At 64.1% G+C, this 19560-nt stretch carries 16 protein-coding genes; 13 read left to right on the top strand and 3 right to left on the bottom strand.

Going from position 1 to position 19560, the window contains the following annotated elements:
• Positions 1-48 precede the first annotated feature (48 nt).
• From ACOGJC_RS07570 to purQ, 7 genes are read left to right on the top strand one after another with little or no spacing between them, the layout of a single operon-like run.
• A complete protein-coding gene (locus ACOGJC_RS07570) occupies positions 49-1335 on the top strand; it encodes an adenylosuccinate synthase (protein WP_419847891.1) in 1287 nt (428 codons plus the stop codon).
• Positions 1332-2612 (top strand): phosphoribosylamine--glycine ligase, encoded by a 1281-nt coding sequence (gene purD, locus ACOGJC_RS07565; RefSeq protein WP_419847890.1) that lies wholly within the window; start codon positions 1332-1334, stop codon positions 2610-2612. The genes ACOGJC_RS07570 and purD overlap by 4 nt, the downstream gene beginning before the upstream one ends.
• Positions 2609-3064 carry a 5-(carboxyamino)imidazole ribonucleotide mutase gene (gene purE / locus ACOGJC_RS07560; protein ID WP_419847889.1) on the top strand — a complete coding sequence of 152 codons (456 nt, stop codon included), beginning with the start codon at positions 2609-2611 and terminating at the stop codon, positions 3062-3064. The genes purD and purE overlap by 4 nt, the downstream gene beginning before the upstream one ends.
• Positions 3057-4517 (top strand): adenylosuccinate lyase, encoded by a 1461-nt coding sequence (gene purB / locus ACOGJC_RS07555; RefSeq protein ID WP_419847888.1) that lies wholly within the window; start codon positions 3057-3059, stop codon positions 4515-4517. The genes purE and purB overlap by 8 nt, the downstream gene beginning before the upstream one ends.
• Positions 4514-5398 (top strand): phosphoribosylaminoimidazolesuccinocarboxamide synthase, encoded by an 885-nt coding sequence (locus ACOGJC_RS07550; protein ID WP_419847887.1) that lies wholly within the window; start codon positions 4514-4516, stop codon positions 5396-5398. The genes purB and ACOGJC_RS07550 overlap by 4 nt, the downstream gene beginning before the upstream one ends.
• Before the next feature lie 11 nt (positions 5399-5409).
• A complete protein-coding gene (gene purS / locus ACOGJC_RS07545) occupies positions 5410-5661 on the top strand; it encodes a phosphoribosylformylglycinamidine synthase subunit PurS (protein ID WP_419848212.1) in 252 nt (83 codons plus the stop codon).
• 34 nt (positions 5662-5695) lie between these two features.
• Positions 5696-6358, top strand: coding sequence for a phosphoribosylformylglycinamidine synthase subunit PurQ (gene purQ, locus ACOGJC_RS07540; RefSeq protein WP_419847886.1), 663 nt, complete (start codon positions 5696-5698; stop codon positions 6356-6358).
• On the opposite strand, the gene ACOGJC_RS07535 is transcribed toward purQ, so the two are convergent.
• Complete coding sequence (locus tag ACOGJC_RS07535) at positions 6355-6753, bottom strand: hypothetical protein (RefSeq protein WP_419847885.1); 399 nt, start codon at positions 6751-6753, stop codon at positions 6355-6357. The genes purQ and ACOGJC_RS07535 overlap by 4 nt on opposite strands.
• Positions 6754-6888: 135 nt before the next feature.
• Here ACOGJC_RS07535 and purL point away from each other — a divergent pair, with 135 nt between their 5' ends.
• Genes purL through purM form a run of 3 tightly spaced genes read left to right on the top strand, consistent with a single transcriptional unit; the run spans position 6889 to position 11636 of the window.
• A complete protein-coding gene (purL, locus tag ACOGJC_RS07530; RefSeq protein ID WP_419847884.1) occupies positions 6889-9087 on the top strand; it encodes a phosphoribosylformylglycinamidine synthase subunit PurL in 2199 nt (732 codons plus the stop codon).
• Positions 9080-10585, top strand: a complete 1506-nt coding sequence (purF, locus tag ACOGJC_RS07525) for an amidophosphoribosyltransferase (RefSeq protein WP_419847883.1) — start codon at positions 9080-9082, stop codon at positions 10583-10585. The genes purL and purF overlap by 8 nt, the downstream gene beginning before the upstream one ends.
• Positions 10578-11636, top strand: a complete 1059-nt coding sequence (gene purM, locus ACOGJC_RS07520) for a phosphoribosylformylglycinamidine cyclo-ligase (RefSeq protein ID WP_419847882.1) — start codon at positions 10578-10580, stop codon at positions 11634-11636. Before purF ends, purM begins: the two co-directional genes overlap by 8 nt.
• Here purM and ACOGJC_RS07515 read toward each other — a convergent pair.
• Complete coding sequence (locus tag ACOGJC_RS07515; protein WP_419847881.1) at positions 11633-12919, bottom strand: cytochrome P450; 1287 nt, start codon at positions 12917-12919, stop codon at positions 11633-11635. The two genes, purM and ACOGJC_RS07515, sit on opposite strands and share 4 nt — an antisense overlap.
• Positions 12920-12966: 47 nt before the next feature.
• Here ACOGJC_RS07515 and ACOGJC_RS07510 point away from each other — a divergent pair, with 47 nt between their 5' ends.
• Complete coding sequence (locus ACOGJC_RS07510) at positions 12967-13971, top strand: hypothetical protein (protein ID WP_419847880.1); 1005 nt, start codon at positions 12967-12969, stop codon at positions 13969-13971.
• A gap of 42 nt (positions 13972-14013) precedes the next feature.
• Entirely contained in the window at positions 14014-14907 is an 894-nt protein-coding gene (locus ACOGJC_RS07505; protein ID WP_419847879.1) for a TIGR03619 family F420-dependent LLM class oxidoreductase, read from the top strand.
• 50 nt (positions 14908-14957) lie between these two features.
• On the opposite strand, the gene ACOGJC_RS07500 is transcribed toward ACOGJC_RS07505, so the two are convergent.
• On the bottom strand, positions 14958-15407 hold the full coding sequence (locus ACOGJC_RS07500; RefSeq protein ID WP_419847878.1) for a hypothetical protein: 450 nt from the start codon (positions 15405-15407) through the stop codon (positions 14958-14960).
• Between the two features lie 205 nt (positions 15408-15612).
• Here ACOGJC_RS07500 and ACOGJC_RS07495 point away from each other — a divergent pair, with 205 nt between their 5' ends.
• Positions 15613-18837 carry an Eco57I restriction-modification methylase domain-containing protein gene (locus ACOGJC_RS07495; protein ID WP_419847877.1) on the top strand — a complete coding sequence of 1075 codons (3225 nt, stop codon included), beginning with the start codon at positions 15613-15615 and terminating at the stop codon, positions 18835-18837.
• Positions 18838-19560: the final 723 nt, after the last annotated feature.

The raw sequence follows: 19560 nt of genomic DNA, 5'->3' as shown, positions 1-19560 counted from the left end.
ATGGCGCGAGTAGGGTCTGTCTGTAAGCCACGCTCATGGAGTAGGCCTTTGCCAGCAACGGTGGTCGTCGGGACGCAATGGGGTGACGAGGGCAAGGGCAAGTTCACCGACCTCTTGGCCCGTGACATGGACGTGGTGGTGCGGTACCAGGGCGGCCACAACGCCGGCCACACCTTGGTGGTGGAGGGGCAGACGTTCAAACTCCAGCTCGTCCCCAGCGGGGTGCTCTATTCCCACGTAACCCCGATGATCGGCAATGGCGTTGTGATCGACCCCAGGGTGCTCATCGAAGAGATGGATCGCCTGACCGAAGCAGGGGTCGATTGCGGACGGCTGAAGATCAGCGGCAACGCCCACCTCATCTTTCCCTATCACCAGACGCTGGATGTGGTGGCCGAGCGGCACTTGGGGCGCAACAAGCTGGGCACCACCAAGCGAGGGATCGGTCCGGCGTATGCCGACAAAGCGGCCCGAGTGGGTTTGCGGGTGCAAGACCTGCTCGATCCCAAGATCTTTCGGGAGAAGCTCGGCGTGGTGCTGCACGAGAAGAACCCGCTGCTGGCCAAGGTGTACAACCGGCTACCGTTCGACCTCGACACGGTGGCCGATGAGTATTTGGAGGAGTGCGGGCCCCGCTTGGCCCCGCACATCGCCGACACCGTCGGGCTGCTCCACGATTCTCTAGAGGCTGGCCAGAACGTGCTCTTTGAAGGAGCCCAGGCCATGTTCTTGGATCTCGACCACGGCACCTACCCGTTCGTCACCTCCTCTAATCCGGTGGCTGGCGGAGCGTGCGTGGGCGCCGGCATTGGACCCCGACACATCGACCGGGTGATCGGGGTGACCAAGGCGTACATCAGCCGAGTGGGCTCAGGGCCTTTTCCCAGCGAGCTGACCGACGAGATCGGTGACCATCTGGTGGATGTGGGCCGGGAATACGGCACCAACACCAAGCGCCGCCGCCGCTGTGGCTGGCTCGACACGGTGATGCTGCGCCAGGCGGTGCGGGTGAACTCTTTGTCTGATCTGGCCATCACCAAGCTGGATGTGCTGGATGCCTTGGACCCGATCAGGGTTTGTGTGGCCTACGAGGTGGACGGCGAGCGCCGCACGTCGATGCCCTACCACCAGTCGGAGATCCACCGGGCCGTGCCGATCTATGAGGAGTTGCCCGGCTGGCGTACCGACCTGAGCAAGGTCGGCGATCGCTCGGAACTGCCTCAGGCGGCTGAGGATTACCTCTGCTTCATCGAGGAGCAGGCCGGGGTGCCCGCCACCCTGGTGGGCGTGGGCCCCGGCCGGGATCAGTTCATCACGTTCAGTCCGGTTCCGTGAGGGTTTGCGTCGTCGGCAGTGGGGGCCGTGAGCATGCGCTTGCTCACGTGTTGGGCCGGTCGTGCGACGTGGTGGTCACTCCGGGAAATCCCGGCATCCCCGGTTCAGTTGCCGCCCCAGCCGCTGAGATCGACGCCGATCTGTATGTGATCGGCCCGGAGGCCCCGCTGGTGGACGGCCTGGCCGACGAGCTGCGGGCGGAGGGTCGACTGGTGTTTGGCCCTGGGGCCGACGGAGCTCTTCTGGAAGGTTCGAAGGCGTGGATGAAGGAGCTGTTGGTGGCCGCCGGGGTGCCCACGGCGGGTCACGGAGCATTCACGGAGCTTGATCCGGCCCTTCGCTTTCTTGACGACATGGGCGACCTGTTCGTGATCAAGACCGACGGTTTAGCCGCGGGCAAGGGGGTGCTGGTCACCGAGGATCGGGCTGAAGCCGATGACGCGGTGAGGGCTTATCTGTCGGGGGAGGCCTTTGGCGACGCCGGGCGCCGGGTGGTGATCGAAGAGGGCCTCACCGGTCCCGAGTTGTCGGTGCTGGCGGTGTGCGATGGTCATCGCGCCGTCCCGCTGGCCCCGGCCCAAGATTTCAAGCGCATTGGAGAGGGCGATGTCGGGCCCAACACCGGCGGTATGGGGGCGTATTCCCCCGTACCCGTGGCCGGGGCCAGCGTGGTCGACGAGGTAATGGATCAGGCGGTGCTGCCGACGCTGGCCGAGCTGCGGCGCCAAGGCATCGACTATCGGGGTGTGCTCTACGCCGGACTGATGCTCACCCCCCAAGGCCTAAAGGTGTTGGAGTACAACGTGCGCTTCGGCGACCCTGAAGCCCAGGTGGTGCTGCCCCGGCTGCGGTCGGATTTGGCTGATCTATTGGCCGGTGCCGCGGCTGGCTCACTGGAAGATGATCCGGTATTTGGCGATGACGCCGCGGTGACGGTGGTGTGCGCCTCCGAGGGCTATCCCGCCTCCCCCCGCACCGGTGATCCCATTGCCGGGATTGAGGCGGCCAACGCGGTGGAGGGCGTGACGGTGTTCTGCGCTGGTGTGGCATCAGCTGCTGAAGGCGAAGATGGCGCAATTTCTGCTGGTCAGAACGCTCAAGGACTGGTCACAGCGGGTGGCCGAGTACTCAACGTCACCGGGCAGGGGCCCGACTTGGCCACCGCGCGAGAACGGGCTTACGCCGGGGTCACCCACATTGATTGGCCGGGCCGCTACGTTCGCCTTGACATCGCCGCCGCGGCGGTAGAGGGCACTTCAAAGAGGGAATCGGCATGAGCTTGAAAGTTGCTGTCATCATGGGTTCTTCGAGCGACGAGGACACCATGGCCCCGGCCCGCACCACTCTGGAGCAGTTCGGCGTGGAGTGCCACTGGGAGGTCATGTCGGCCCACCGCACACCGGAGAAGGTCCGTCAGTTCGTGTCCAGTGCCCGTGACGCCGGGTTCGGGGCCATCATCTGCGGTGCGGGAATGGCCGCTCACCTGGCCGGCGCGACCGCGGCCCAAACCACTTTGCCGGTGATAGGCGTGCCTCTGGCTGGCGGAGCCCTGAACGGGGTGGACTCCCTGTATTCCACCGTGCAGATGCCCAAGGGCATCCCCGTGGCCACGGTGGCCATCAACGGCGCCATGAACGCAGCCCTTCTGGCCATTCAGATTCTGGCGGTGACCGACACGGGGCTGGCCGAGAGGCTGGCCGCCCATCGCGCTGAGATGGCCGGTGGCTGACAAGAACCAGATCCCCGACGTTTTGGCCGACCGCTATGCCAGCGCGGCCATGGCGGCCATCTGGTCGCCGGAGGGCAAGGTCAAAGCCGAGCGCCGCTTTTGGGTGGCGGTGCTGGAGGCCCAGCGGGCACTCGGCATCGAAGTGCCCGACGGGGTAGTCGAGGCCTACAAGTTGGTAATCGACCAAGTCGACTTGGAGTCCATCCGCGAGCGGGAGCGAATTACCCGCCACGATGTCAAGGCCCGCATCGAGGAGTTCTGCGCCCTGGCCGGCCACGAGCACATCCACAAGGGGATGACGTCGCGCGACCTCACCGAGAACATCGAGCAACTCCAGGTTCGAGACTCTCTGCGTTTAGTGCGGGACAAGCTGGTGGCGGTGGTATGCGCTCTGGGGCCCCAGGCCGACACCCATGCCGAGTTGGTGATGGTGGGCCGCTCCCACAACGTGCCCGCCCAGGCCACCACCCTGGGCAAACGCTTCGCCAACTACGGCGAGGAGGCGCTGGCTGTCTTGGGTCGGATCGACGACCTGCTGGGCCGTTACCAACTCCGGGGCCTCAAGGGCCCAGTCGGCACTCAACAAGACCAGATCGATCTGTTCCTCGGCGAGGCTGACAAGGCCGCTGAGCTCGAAGACTGGGTGGCGACAAGTCTCGGATTTGCCGACACGCTGGCCAGCGTGGGCCAGGTGTACCCGAGGTCGCTGGACTACGACGTGGTTACCGCTCTGGTGCAGGCGTCGTCGGCCCCCGCCAACTTGGCCCGGACCATCCGGCTCATGGCCGGCCATGGCTTGATATCCGAGGGATTTCAGGCTGGACAGGTGGGCTCGTCGGCCATGCCCGGCAAGCGCAACGCCCGCACTTCCGAGCGCATCTGCGGGCTCTCTGCCGTGGTGCAGGGCTACGCCGACATGGTGGCTGGCTTGGTGGGCGACCAGTGGAATGAGGGCGACGTGAGCTGTTCGGTGGTGCGCCGAGTGGCCCTGCCCGGCGCCTTTTTCGCTATCGATGGCCAACTTGAGGGTGCCTTGACAGTGCTGGGTGAGCTTGAGGTCTTTACAGCAGAGATTGAAAGCGAGTTGACACAGCATCTGCCGACTCTGCTCTCGACCGTTTACTTGACCACTGCGGTGACCGCAGGTGCAGGGCGGGAGAAAGCCCACCAAGTCATCTCCGAACACCTCACAGCATTCAATGCAAAGCTGCAGGTGGCATCTGGAAATAACCGGGCAGCGATGGCCGCTGTGGCCCTTGACGATTTCATTTCTGACCTCAGTTCCGACGGCCGGTTGTCTCTAGGTCCAGAAGCAATCATCCGTATTGCCAGTAACCGCTTGAGATTGGCCGGGGCAGCTGCTGATCAAGCGCGTGCCTTTGCGGCCCGTGCTCAGGAATTGGCCGCCCAGTATCCCGACACAGCCCACTACCAACCGGAGTCGATCCTGTGAGCACGAAGAACATCAACCTGCCGCCCGTTCATTCCGGCAAGGTCCGCGACATCTTCGACGCCGGTGACGGCCGGCTGTTGATGATCGCGTCCGACCGCATCTCAGCGTTCGACGTGGTGATGGACGAGCCCGTACCCGAGAAGGGGCGGGTGCTGACCGCCATGTCGGCCTATTGGTTCGAGACCCTGGCCGATGTGCTGCCCAGCCACCTCATCTCCACCGACGTGGCCGACTTCCCACCCGAGGCCCAGGCGAACGGGGTGGCCGGTCGAACCATGTTGTGCCATCGGGCTGAAATGCTGCCCATCGAGTGCATCGTGCGGGGGTATCTGAGCGGCTCGGCCTGGAAGGAGTACAAAGCCCAGGGCACCATGCACGGCCAGGAACTTCCCAAAGGACTCCGAGAGTCCGACAAGCTGCCCGAGCCGGTGTTTACTCCTTCCACCAAGGCCGAGTCGGGCCACGACGAGAACATCTCCTACGACCAGGCGGTGGAGTTGGTGGGCCCCGATCTGGCCCAGCAGGCCCGGGCGGCTTCGCTGGAGCTGTACCGCCGGGCGTCGGAGGCCGCCGCTAAAAAGGGCATCATCATCGCCGACACCAAGTTCGAGATGGGCTTGGTGAACGGGACTCTGGTGGTGGCCGACGAGGTGCTTACCCCCGACTCCTCCCGCTTCTGGCCGGTGGACGGCTGGTCACCGGGGGCCACACCGCCGTCATACGACAAGCAGCCGGTGCGGGACTACCTCAGCACGCTGGATTGGGACAAGCAGTACCCGCCGCCCCCGCTTCCCGACGAGGTGGTGTCGGCCAGCGCGGCCCGCTACATCAGTGCTTATGAAATCATCACCGGCCGTAGCTTTGCCGACTGGCCCGGGTGATCGTGAATCTGATGTTCGAAGTCCTCGTCGAAGTACAGCTTCGAGACGGGATAGCCGATCCGGAAGGCTTGACCATTGAACGGGCACTGCCTGCGCTGGGTTTTCGCGGCGTGAGTGGCGTTCGAGTGGGAAAGAGCCTGCGCTTCATGGTGGAGGCTGTTGATGAAGCAGAAGCCCACAAGCAAGTCGAGGCCATGTGCGAGCGCTTCTTGGCCAATCCGGTGATCGAAGACGTGGTCATTTCCGTCAACAAAGCGCCATGAGCGTTCTGGTGATTGTTCCTGATTGGGGGTGGCGATGACTGCCAAAGTCGGCGTTGTCGTGTTTCCCGGTTCCAACTGCGAGCACGACGTGGTCGAGGCGGTTGACGCCGTAGGCGGCAGTGGTGAACTGCTATGGCACAAGGACACCAATTTGAACAACGTGGACGCGGTGGTGCTGCCCGGCGGGTTCGCCCACGGCGACTATCTCCGCACCGGTGCGATGGCCCGATTCTCCCCGATCATGGACGCAGTGGCCCGGTTTGCCCGCAAAGGCGGGCCGGTGGTGGGTATCTGCAATGGGTTTCAGATCCTCACTGAGGCGCAATTGCTGCCCGGAGCTCTCTATAAGAACCGGGGATTGAAGTTTCTGTGTCAGCCAGCGGTGCTGCGAGTGGAGTCAACGGGCTCGGTGTTGACCCGCGGCTTGGCCCAAGGCGATGAGCTCAACATCCCCATTAACCACTTTGAGGGAAACTACATATGTTCTGAAGAGACATTGGCTGAGTTGCGTGGCGACAGCCGAATCGTGCTCACTTATGGGGAAAACCCCAATGGGGCCACTGCCGATATCGCAGGAATTTGCAACGAAAACGGCAACGTTGTGGGGCTAATGCCCCACCCTGAGCGCGCTACTCACCCGTTGCTGGGAAGCACCGACGGTGCTCTATTGCTGAAGAGCTTGATCAGCGGTGATTAGTCAGCGGAGCGAGTACGGGCTACCCCAGCTGCTTTCAACACGCTGGCCGGCACTCCCACCTCACGCCATGCCGCATAGGAAATGCCCTTGCGGCCGCTGTACTCGGCGGCTATCGCGATGAACTCGCTCTCAACCTCGCTAATGTCAACCGTCTCTTCTTCTTTTGCCAATTCAGCCTGCAAATCCATGAGCTCTTGGATCAGATGAACTTTTTTCAGAGGCTTGGCCTGGGCAATCTCGTCGGGGAGTTCGTCAATGCGGGCTTGCATTTTCTCGGTCGAGCGTTGCCGACCACGCTTGGGCTTGATCGAGTCAAGTGCCGTCAGGTAACGGCTGACTGCACGCCCCTGAGCTTGGCCGGTCGCCCGTGCTGCTTTGGCTTCTTCAGATACCACTGTCGCTCCTATTTCTGTTTGGTCAGATTGTTGTTCGCCAATATGAAACTATATTCGACCGTCTCATTCAAACTAGACACTCAGTCCTTTGTGCGGCTTCGGTTTGCGTCCCCTATTTCCTTCGGGTGATTTGAGATGAACGAACCACTTCATAGGTCTCTGGGTTTGACCGACGAAGAAGCTGCCGACATTCAAGAAATCTTGAATCGCTCGCCCAATCATCTCGAGTTGGCGATGTTTGCGGTGATGTGGTCGGAGCACTGCTCCTACAAGTCCTCTCGATTGCATTTGCGCCGACTGCCTACGGAGGCGCCGTGGGTACTGGTCGGCCCGGGAGAAAATGCCGGGGTTATCGATGTCGGCGATGGCATTGCGGCTGCTATCCGTATTGAAAGCCACAATCATCCGTCAGCCATTGAGCCCTATCAGGGGGCGGCCACCGGAGTGGGCGGCATTCTTCGCGACATCTTCACCATGGGCGCCCGCCCGATTGCGGTGATGGATTCGCTGAGGTTCGGTCGTTCCGATGATCCTCGCAGCCGTTGGATCGCCGAAGGGGTGGTGTCGGGCATCTCTGGATACGGCAACGCGGTGGGAGTGCCGACGGTGGGCGGAGAGACGGTTTTCGATGAGACCTATACCGGCAATCCGCTGGTGAATGTTCTGTGCCTTGGCTTGATGCCAACTGATCGGCTCGTGCTGGGCCAGGCCAGCGGCGAGGGCAACTTGGCAGTGTTGCTGGGCTCGTCTACTGGGCGCGACGGCATTGGCGGGGTGAGCGTGCTGGCGTCGGCTTCCTTTGGCGACGAGGAAGAGGAGGCCGAAAAGCGCCCCAGCGTGCAGGTGGGCGATCCGTTTGAGGAAAAGCGGCTCATTGAGGCTTGCCTAGCCCTTTTGGACGCCGGGCTGGTGGTGGGCATCCAAGATCTCGGAGGCGCAGGACTCACGTGCGCCACCAGCGAGACTGCATCACGGGGCGGGATGGGCATGGATGTGGACGTTGCCGCCGTCCCTCGCCGAGAGCCGGGCATGGAACCCTTTGAGGTACTCACCAGCGAGTCCCAAGAGCGGATGCTGGCCATCGTGGCCCCCGACGGCCTCGACGAGGTGCTGGCCATCTGCGATCGCTGGGATGTGCAGGCATCAGTGGTGGGCCGGGTTACCGAGGGCGGCCAACTCCGGGTGCGCGACGGCCTCGACGGCCCGGTGTTGGGCGAGCTGCCGGCAGCCTCCCTCCACGAAGACGCGCCGCTGTATGACCGTCCTCGGCGTCCGCCAGCCGGCTGGGACGAGGCCCGGGCCGACACTGCCGACAATCTGCCGCCGCCCGATGATGTGGCCGCCGATCTGCTCGACCTACTGGCCGACCCGTCGTGGGTCTACCGTCAGTACGATCACATGCTGTTTTGCAATACCGTGGTCGGCCCGGGCGGCGACGCCACCGTGCTGCGGCTCAAGCATCCCTCGACCGGCGCCGACACCGGCCGCGGTTTGGCCCTGACCGTCGACGGCAACCACCGCTGGTGTGCGGTTGACCCCCGAGCCGGAACGGCTATGACTGTGGCGGAGGCTGTGCTCAACCTGGCCTGCGTGGGTGCTCGCCCGTTGGCCCTGGTCAACTGCTTGAACTTCGGCAATCCTGAGCATCCCGAGGTGATGTGGCAGTTCTCCGAGGCGGTGGACGGGATGGCCGAGGCGTGCGACGCCTTCGGCATTCCGGTGGTGGGCGGCAACGTGAGCCTCTACAACGAGTCGGTCGGCCACAACATCGACCCTACGCCGGTGATCGGCTTACTGGGGATGATCGACAGTTTGACCCGGATTCCTCCCGGCCTGGCCTGGGGCGACGGCGACCGGGTGATCGTTCTGGGCTCGGGAGGCGCTGAGCTTTCGGGGTCGCAGTGGGCTGCGACCACCGCTGGCCACAAGGGGGGTGTTCTGCCTGCGTTGGACTACGACCAGCATCGACGAGTGGCCGGTTTGGTGGCCGGTTTGGTGGCCAACGATCTGCTCTCGGCGGTTCATGACGTGTCCAGCGGAGGGCTGGGAGTAGCCCTGGCCGAGATGGCTGTCATTTCCGGGGTGGGATTCCGGGGCGCTCGCATTCACGACCACGTCGAGTTGTTCGGCGAGGCCCCTTCCCGGGTGGTGGCCGCGGTGAACCCCGAGATGCTTCCCGAAGTGGAGGCCGCCGCTGCTGCTTCTGGGGTGGCCGTTATCCGCATCGGCCTGGCCACCGGAGACCGCTTTGCCATCAAGGGTCTGCTCGATCTGGAAATGGCCGCGATTGCTGATCGATGGCGCTCGCCCATGTCAGAATTGACCAGTGTCTGATCTCATGGACGACTCTCCTCGGGAGGCCTGTGGGGTCGTCGGCATCTACGCCCCCCATGACCCCGTCGCCCATCTGAACTATCTGGCCCTGTACGCCTTGCAGCATCGGGGCCAGGAGTCGGCCGGTATCGCGGTGAGCGATGGCGAGAACATCACCGTGGTCAAAGACATGGGATTGGTGGCCACCGTGTTCGACGACCGCACGCTGGTCACCCTCGATGGCCATCTGGGCATCGGCCACACCCGCTATTCCACCGCGGGGTCCAGTTCGTGGCGCAACGCCCAGCCCGTGTTTCGCAGCACTGCCGACCACCAGTTCGTGCTGGGCCACAACGGCAACCTCACCAATACCGCGGTCCTGGCCGAGGAGACCTCGATTTTGCCCGGGATGGTCGGTTCGGACAGCGACCTGATTGCCGAACTGCTGGCCATCGAGATCTCGGCCATGTCTTCGTCGACCCGATCCCAAGACAGGGTCCTCGAACGGGCTTTGCAAGCTGTGCTGCCCCGATTGGAGGGAGCATTCTCGCTGGTGCTGGCCGACGAGAAGCGGGTGATCGGGGTGCGTGACCCCAACGGCTTCCGCCCCTTGTGCCTCGGCCGACTGGACAGGGGATGGGTGCTGGCCTCGGAGACCCCTGCACTCGACATCGTCGGAGCTCATTTCCTGCGGGAGCTGGCGCCGGGAGAGATGGTGGTGATCAACGGCGACGGGGTGCGGTCGGTGCGCCCGTTTCCCGAGGAGCGGGTGGATCCCCGCCTGTGCATTTTCGAGTTCGTGTACTTCTCTCGGCCCGACTCGGTGATCTACGGCCAGAGTGTGCACCACGCCCGGGTGCGCATGGGCGAGATACTGGCCGAGCAGTCCCCGGTGGAGGCCGATCTGGTAATGGGCGTTCCCGAATCGGGGTTGCCCGCCGCCGAGGGCTTCTCCCGGGCCAGCGGCATTCCCTACGGCCAGGGACTGGTGAAGAATCGCTATATAGGCCGCACGTTCATCGCCCCGAGCCAGCAGATGCGCTCGATGGGGGTGCGCATGAAGCTCAACCCCCTGCGCGACAGCATCGAGGGCAACCGGCTGGTGGTGGTGGACGACTCCATCGTGCGGGGAACCACGACCAGAGCTCTGGTTGCCATGCTCCGGGAGGCGGGTGCCGCTGAGGTTCATCTCCGCATCAGCTCGCCGCCCTACCGGTGGCCCTGCTACTTCGGCATGGACACCGGCGACCGCACCGAGCTTTTGGCCGCCCACCTCACCGTGGCGGAAATGTGCGATTACGTCGGGGCCGACACGCTGGCGTTCATCGACATGGACGGATTGACCGAAGCCACCGGCGCAGTGGGGGCCGGTTTCTGCAACGCCTGTCTCACCGGGGACTACCCGGTCGAGGTGCCGGTGGCGCCTCCCGGCTCGATCGCGTATCCGCGCCGCGCGGTTCCGTTCGCCGACGTCGAAGAGGAGCCTGCGCCTTCTTTGTGGGCCACCGGCGATGGGTGAGACTTACCGCTCCTCGGGGGTGGACATCGCCGCGGGCGAAGAGGCGGTGCAGCGCATCAAGGAACATGTGCGCTCGACATTTCGACCAGAGGCGATCGGCGACATCGGCGGTTTCGGAGGGCTGTTTGATTTCGCCCGCCACGGGTACAAGAAGCCGGTATTGGTGTCGACCACCGACGGGGTGGGAACAAAGGCCTATGTGGCGGCGGCGGCGGGTCGGTTCAACACCATTGGCATTGATCTGGTGGCCATGTGCGTGGACGACCTGGTGTGCCAGGGGGCCGAGCCTCTGTTCATGTTGGATTACATCTCGGTGCAGAGGCTCGATCCCGAGCGGATCGAGCAGCTGGTGGTGGGGATAGTCGAGGGCTGCCGCCAGGCGGGGTGCGCGCTGATCGGCGGGGAGATGGCCGAGCATCCCGGCGGTGAGCCTGATGACGAGTTCGAGCTCGTCGGCTTTGCGGTGGGGGTGGTGGAGCGGTCGCGGCTCATCACCGGCGCCGAGGTGCGCCCCGGCGACACGCTGATCGGGCTGCCGTCGCCTGGCTTGCGGTGCAATGGCTATTCGCTGGCCCGCCGGCTCTATTTCGAGGTGGCTAAACGGGGATTGGATGACCCCGCCTGGGAGGGGAGCTCCCATTCGGTGGCCGACGAGCTGTTGTTGCCGTCGGTGATCTACGCCCCTGCGATAAAGGCCATGCTGGCCAAGGTGGAGGCGCGGTCCATCGCCCACATCACCGGCGGGGGCATCGGCGGGAACCTGGCTCGAGTGCTACCCGAGAAAGTCGACGCGGTGGTTGACCGCAGCACCTGGGAGCAGCCTCCGGTGTTCGCTGAATTGCAGCGCATCGGCGATGTGGCCGATGAGGAGATGGTCAAGGTGTTCAATCTCGGATTGGGCATGGTGGTGATTGTGCGAGACAAAGACGCCACCAAGGCCATCGACCTCCTGCGAACCGGCGGCCATCGGGCCGTCGTGGTGGGGGAGATTGAGAAGGGCGACGGCCAGGTTCGCCTCGTGGGCGAGCCTGACTTGGCTGACGGAACCTAGCGGGCTCCGACTGCCACAAGGCAGGATCCCGCAGCACGGGCCACACCCCCGATTTGGTCGGGGCGCGGCTTGGGATCATCGAACAGCGGTGCGAGGTCGTAGGCGTCGAACAGTCGCTCAATTACTCGGGACATCGCGGTGACCGAGAAGGGCCGGGCCGGGCAGGCGTGGGGGCCGACGCCGAAGGTGATGACCAGCTCGGAGGGCAGCCCCGGGGGCGACACCAGGCGGGGGCCCTTCCATCGGTCGGGGTCGTAGCGATCCAACCCGGGCCCGGCTTCCATGTTCGTCAGCGGCAGGAACGTTGCCAGCGAGGCACCGGGGGAAACCTCGTAGATCTGCGAGCCGTCATCGATGGCCACCGGTTCGAGCACCGAGCGAAGCATGATGGATCGCTGGCCGATCCGGGTCGATTCCAGCACGCAACGCGACACCAAGTCGTGATCATCGTCTTGGCCGGCCCGCACTCGGGCGAGCACATCGGGATGCTGAACCAGATGGACTAGAGACCAGCCAAGCGCCGCGAACAGGTTGGACATCGATCCGATGTGGACCAAGATCACGTCCCGGGCCACGCCGACCAGCCGCTCGGTATCGGGGGCGTCGGCCCAACGTTCGAGAATCGTGTCCAGCAAGTCGCCGACGGGCTGGCGACGGGTGGCTATGGAGTCGGCCAGGATCTGCTCGGCTTTGGCCATGGCGGCATACTCGGCAGCCTTTCCCGACTGCGCCACTTCTCGCATCCGGGTGGGGGCCACGAAGGCCTCGGACCCATCAAGCAAGTCCAGTGCTTCGATGAGCTCCTCGAATCTGTCTGAGCGCAGGATCTCGCGGCCGCCCCAGCTGGCCAGGCCCATGCGGTGGCCGAGGCGGCGGGTGAAGTCGAACAGATCGATCTCGTCGCCCGGACTCAGTTCTGCCAGTTGGATCGAGATGGCCTCTTCCAGCGCCTCGAGGTAGCCCGACACGTTGGGCCGGGTGAACAGTTCGTGGGGCAGGGTTCGCCGACCGTCGAAGAGTTCGTCGGGAAGCTTGCGGATGAGCATCTTCCAGTCGGCGATGCCCTTGCTGGCCTGTTGTTCGGGGACAGCGTAGAAATCCCTCAGGCCGGCCGGTGAGAACAAGAACAAGTAGCGGTCGTCGCCGCTGTCGATCACGAAGGTATCGCCGCATGCGGATCGGGCGGCGCCGATGGTCGCCACGGTGTCGCTGACCGGCCCATCCCAGGGGAGCACGCAGTCGGCAACGGCGGGCATCGGGGTGATCAGCGGCAACTCGCCCATGGCAGTTGTTTTATCTGATTTGAGCCCAAAGCCTATTGTCATCCCCGATGCCCCTCACCAACTCCGACGAGTACCTCCACACCCCCCCGCCGGGAAGCGACGCCCTGTGGAGCGACAACTTCTGGTTCTCGGTGTGCGACCGGGAAGCCGATGTGTACGGCATCAACCACATTCACGCCAGCCTGTCCCACGGATATGTGCGGGCCAGCGCGTTCTACGTCATCGACGGCGTGCCGGTGCAGTGGGGTTCTCGTCAGCCGCTGGGGGATGAGCTGGAGTTCTCCGTGCTGGGCGACGGCCGGGTGTCCTACTCCGTGGAGGAGCCGTTCTCGCGATATCGATGGCAGCTGGATGCCCCCCGCTTCGGCTTCGATCTGGTGTTCGAGGATCGATTTGGCGTGTTCGACTACAACGACTGCTTCGGGGGGAACCCCCTGGGGGCTTATGAGGGCTATGGCGGCCACTACGAGCAGGCCCTGGTGTGCCGGGGCGAGTTCGAGTCTCGGGGTGGGCCCCGGGCGGGGGAGCGACGGACCATTGAGTGCTGGTCGCATCGGGATCACTCCTGGACGCATCGGTTCGAGCGGCCCGGGCCCTGGGATGTGCGGCATCGTCGCACCCAGGCTGAGTCGTGGGGGCACTTCTGGCCGTCGGTGCAGCTTCCCGACCGGCACTTGAACGCCTTTGGGTGGATGAGTCCGACGCAGCCCTTGCCTTCGGACACTCCTCCGGTGGGGGGCTGGATCGGCGACGCCGACGGCACCCGTGCCCTGCGATCGGCCAGCTGCGTGCCTCGCTTGGAGGAGGACCAGCGCACCGCCATGGCCTTCGACATGACCTTCGAGACCACCGATGGCGAGGTGCTCACCGTGCGCACCGGCCGCAAGCATGCCCACACCCGCAATGGCCTCATGCGGGATGAGAACGATGCCGAGGTGCGACTGGACTGCCACGAGCCGTTTTTTGACTTCGAAGTGCTGGAGACCGGCGAACGGGGCTACGGGGTGGTGGAGTATTCGATCCATCCGCCCTGGCCCCGGTATCGGTACTGAGCAAGCCATGGATACGGTCTCGATCGAATCGGCCCTGAGCTCATGAAGTGGGGCATCCACCTGCCCCAGCTCGGGAGGGCGGCCTCCCTGGAGCTGCTGGTGGAAATTGCCCAGCAGGCCGAGGCCGCCGGCTTCGACGACGTCTGGACCGCCGACCACGTGGCGGTGCCGGTCGACCTGGAGGGGATGCCGTCGTTCTTCCCTGAACCGGTGCCCTTGTTGTCGGCGGTGGCAGCCCACACTCAGCGGGTGGGTCTGGGTACGTCGGTGCTGATCCCCGCCTACCGGAACCCCATGCAGTTCGCCAAGCAATGGGCCACCCTCGACTGGCTGGCCCCGGGCCGCACAATCCTCGGGGTGGGGGCAGGGTGGCTGGAGCCCGAGTTCGAGGCCTGCGGCGTTCCCATGGTGCACCGGGCTAAGCGCTTGGACGACTACCTCGCCGGCTGGCGGGCCGCCTGGTCGGGCGCCACTGAGTTTCAGAGCGAGTTCTTCAGCTTCACCGGCGTGCGAATCAACCCCCAACCCGCCGCGCCCATCCCCATTTGGATCGGCGGATCATCCCCCGGAGCCCTCCGCCGTGCCGCCAGGTGCGACGGCTGGATGGGCACCTGGGCCCCACCCGAAGTCTTCGCCGACCGCCTAGAGGTCCTTCGAGCCGAACAAACCCGCCTCGGCCGCGCCCCCGAAGACACCACAATCTCCATCCACATGGAACTAAGACTCGGCGACCCCCTCGACAGCGCCGGCCGCTGGTCAGTAGTAGGCGACGGCTACGGCGACCGAGAAATGGTGATCGGCGACATCAACCACGTCGCCGAAACCCTGGCCCCCTACACAGAAGCCGGCCTAGAACACGTCCTCCTAGTCCCCCTAGCCCTCACCCCCAAAGAGTGGCACCACCACGTCGACGCCCTCTCCGGATTGGTCAGGTAGTTCCCCGTTCACGCATAACTGAACGGCGGGTTCTCGCGACAGACGAATCGTTAGGCCAAGATGGCTTTGCGGAGTGACTTCACCGCTTGTTTGTCAGTGATCTGTTGTTGGGAGGTGTTCGGCTGAAAGACGAGTTCTTCGCTTCCGAAGCGGATGGTCATTGATGACCCTGGTTGCAGGATGCGCAGCAGATCTCCAACCGTGGTTGACGGGGTTGTAGGTAGGTGGTCTCCGTCCTCTTGGCTGGTTGCAGACTCGACAGCAATCCAACTGAGAACCAGCTCGTTCTTCTTCTGGGGTGGAGCGGCCGTAACGAGCACTCCTGAACGGAGGCCCTTGCCGTGGATGATTGAGATGGACTCGTTGAGACCGTCGTTCGGAAGAACAGGCACTATGAGCAGGTCTTCTCCTGCTCGCGAGGCCCATTCGATGAGGTGATCATCGGGGCCGCTCACAGAGGCCATCCGGCCGATGAGCTGTCGGAGGGCAATCTCGTTCATCACATGATCTCCCTTGAGGCTTGGTCCCAGTTCGATCTTGTGACCCGCTGAGGAGGCAGCACCGGCCCTCCTAAGCGGTCACACCTCATCAGATTGTCTCAACATCTTCAGGTTGGACACACAGAATAGTTGTATAACCGATACAGATCAGACATAACCTTTCACGTCCAGAGGGCCAAAGTGGGGTAGCGGCAATGGCTGGTAGATGGACGATTTCCTCGTAGACCGGGATCCCACTACGTGGTCGGCGCCATCCGGGTTTCCGTCATCACTGACGCCGGCGGGAGTGTTCGTTCAAGAAGCTCCCAGCGGATTGGAGGTGACGCTGGTTCGGGCATCAGGCAAGCCCAGGGCAGCCGAACTGCGCGAGGGGTGGACGAAACGGCGGGATGGTCGGGCCAGCCCGGTGCTGCTGGTGGCGTTCTATCCCACTGCTGAGGGTCAGCGGGTTTCTCTGTGTGGGCCGGTGGGGGAGCCGCCGGTGGTACACCACGACCTTGAAGTGTCGCAGGCAGAGCGTCTGGCCGAGGTAGCGCTGAGCGAGCCCAGCCACCACGCCGCCACCCGGTTCCTCTTGGCGGCCATGCCCGAGTTGGAGTCGCCCTTCCCCGGACTCCGCAACGTCGGACTGTTGGCCACCCAAGAGCTCAGGGCCGGCGTACCCGATCGAACAGACTGGCCGACCGCTAGCCACAAGTCGCTGGCGCTTTTGGGGCGTCGGGGCCGACGACTGGTTGAGGGCTTGGGGTTCCATATCCAAACGCTGGCCACCAACGCCTCCATGCTCACCATCGACGGCCGCAACCATGCCGTGGCCGTGTTCTGTGACGAGGACGAGCCCTTTGAGGCGCCCTCGAACCGGTTCGACAGCACCTCCCCGGTGTCGAGGGCCCTGGCTCTAGCCGACCAACACCGGGTCGACTGGGTGATTCTCACCCGGTCGTCGGAGATCCGCCTTTACGCCGCTCGTCCCGACACTGGCGTGGGTCGCAAGGGTCGGGCCGAGACCTTCGTGGAGCTGAACCTGTCGCTGGTTCCCAGCGAGCTAGCCGGCTACCTGCACCTGCTGTTCTCGGCCGATGCGCTGGCCGATAACGGCACCCTCGATCAGATTCTCGAGCACTCGGCCGATTTCGTCGCCGAGCTGGCCGTGCGCCTGCGAGAGCGGGTGTACCACCAGACGGTTCCGGCGCTGGCCAACGCGGTAGCCGCTCGGCTGTCTCATGATCGACACAGCGACGATTTGGGCGAGAGCGATTTGGCCGATGCCTACGAGCAGGTGATGGTGATCTTGTTCCGGCTGTTGTTCGTGGCCTACGCCGAGGACAAAGACCTGCTGCCCTACCGCACCAATGGGCGCTATGCCGACCACTCGCTGTCACACATAGCCCGGCTGCTGGCCGATGATCGCCGCCTGGGCCGCGCTGACTATGACGAGCAGGCCACCGATCTGTGGGACGACGTGAACCAGCTTTGGGATGCAGTCAACCAAGGCAATGCCGACTGGGGGGTGCCCGCCTACAACGGCGGATTGTTCTCCGCCGATCCCGAGGTGAGCCCGTCTGGAGCGGCCATCGCCCACATCAGCCTCACCAACGCCGAATTCGGCCCCGCTCTCTCCGCGGTATTGGTGGACCAGAGCCCCGAGGGGGTGGGGCCAGTGGACTTCCGCTCGCTGTCCGTGCGGGAGTTCGGCACCATCTACGAGGGCTTGCTGGAGTCGAAACTGTCGGTGGCCCAAGACGATCTGGCCATCAAGACCATCAAGGGCAAAGAACAGTACGTGCCCGCGGCCTTAGACGACGAAGTGGTGGTGGAGGCAGGCGCGGTGTACTTCCACAACCGCTCCGGGGTGCGCAAGGCCACCGGCTCCTACTTCACCAAGCCGTTCGCCGTCGAACATCTGCTCGACAACGCCTTGGAGCCCGCCCTTGATGACCACATCGCCCGGCTCGACGAACTGCGAGAGCGAGGCGACGCCGCCGCTGTGGCCGAGGCCTTCTTCGATTTCCGCTGCGCCGACATCGCCATGGGCTCAGCCCACTTCCTGGTGGCCGCCGTCGACCGCATCGAGGCCCGCCTGTCGGCTTGGCTCACCCTCCACCCCGTCGCCGCGGTGACCGCAGAGTTGAACCGTTTGCGCACCACCGCCCTCGAAGCCCTGGGCGACCTGGCCGACGGCGTGCCGATCGAATCCGGCTCCCTGCTTCGTCGCCAGGTGGCCCGCCACTGCATCTACGGCGTGGACAAGAACCGAGTCGCCGTCGAGCTCGCCCGCCTCGCTATCTGGGTCCACACCTTCGTACCCGGCCTACCCCTCTCGTTTTTAGACCACAACCTTGTCCAAGGCGACAGCCTCACGGGAGTGGCGTCGGTGGATGATGCCGCCGCAGCGGTTGCGCCGAAGGGGAGCAAGGACGGGGCATCGCTGTTTGTCCATCAGTTGGAGAGTCTCTTGGAAGCCTGCCAAGCGCCCTTGGCTCGGCTCGGGCGGCTCAACGACGCAGACAAGGCCGAGATCGAAGCAGCCCGAACCGCCCATGCCCAGACCCGTGAGGCTGTCATTCCTGCCGAAGCCGTTTTCGATGTGGCCACCGCAGTGCGGGCGGGGGCCATCGAAATACACAAGGACTTCGACTTCAGCCCGGAGAAGGTGGCTTCTCTGGCCAATCAACCAGCCGTGCGTGCCGCGGTGGAGCAGATGACCCCGGTCCACTATCCAACCGTGTGGCCCGAAGTGTTCGCTCGAACCGAGCGAAGCGGCTTCGACTGCCTGCTGGGCAATCCCCCGTGGGAGAAGGTCGTTGTGGACCGAGAAGTCTGGTGGGGGATGCACCTACCGGGCGTCCGGTCGCTGCCGGTGGCGAAGCGGCGAGCTCGCATTGATGCCTTGGAGGCACAGCGGCCAGATCTGGCTGAAGAGTTCGAAGGCGAAAGGGAACGGGCCGAAGCTCTCAAATTGGTGTTGCGAGCGACATTCCCGAACCTCGGGACAGGGCAAACCGACCTCTACAAAGCGTTCTCCTGGGCCAATCTCGCCTTGTGCCGAGAAGGGGGCAAGATCGGGATGGTGCTGCCTCGGTCCGCGGTATCTGACGCTGGCATGGCCAACTGGCGAACCGAGATCGTCGGTGCTCCTATCGATGACGCAACTAAGCGGGGGGGGGGGTACCCAGCCCGATGCGGCTATCGGTGGCCACGGTCATCAACCACAAGGGCTGGGTGTTCGAGGGGGTCCACAACTCATACACGGTGGCGCTGGTGGCGGTCACCCGGTCTTCTCCGTCGTCACCTGCCTCAACACCAAGCAGTGGGCCTTCGACGGGGTCGACGGCCGCTACACCGTCGCGCTCGTTGCCGTCCGCAAGCTCAGCCCCCGAGCCGAGCCACGGGGGTGGCTTTGAGGGCGACCCCGATGAGCCGCATGTAGCCATCTACCCCGGCCCGGCGAGTTCGCCGGCTCATTTCCGCACCATGGTGGACGGAAAGCCGGAACTTGTGCCGGTATCGGAGTTCACCCGGTGGTCGAACACGGCGGCCTTCCCCCAGATACCGACACGACCCGCCTTCCGCGTCTGGCGCAAGATCAAAAACCACCCTCGCTTCGACGGCGCCGACCTGCCGTCGCGGTCAAGTTCATCCCCCCCCCCCCCCCCCTTGGAGCTTCCGACCGGTACAAGGCGACGTCAACTCGACCAACGACAGAGAGAGTTTCATCAGGGACGACGGACTTGGGGCTTCCATCCAGTCTCCGAGCTTCACTCGACTCACGACAGGTCAAAGTACGTGAACGACGATGGCGATTCCGCCCATCGCGCGAATTGGACTCCACCAACGACAGGAGCCAGTTCTTGAAGGACGACGGACTAGCAGCAAGACAGCACCAGGCATGAACGAGATATGGCCTGTCTACGCCGGAAAGAGCTTTAATCTCTGGCAGCCTGATACTGGCGACTACTACGACAGCGTTGATGCCGCGAGTATTACTTCTCATCTACAGCAGAAGCGGTTTCGGCAGAACAAGATCAAGTCCTCAGCCTTTGCGCACTTAGACGAAACTCGATTGGCGGACCCCGGGACGCTTGCTTGCCTGAAGGCGAGGATCACCTTCAGGCGTGTAGCCAGGACAACCGATACTCGAACCTTCGTATGC

Origin of the sequence: Candidatus Poriferisocius sp. (genome assembly GCF_965204015.1) — a bacterium.
GTDB lineage: Bacteria > Actinomycetota > Acidimicrobiia > Acidimicrobiales > Bin134 > Poriferisocius.
This window is presented reverse-complemented; position numbering and strand designations above follow the sequence as displayed.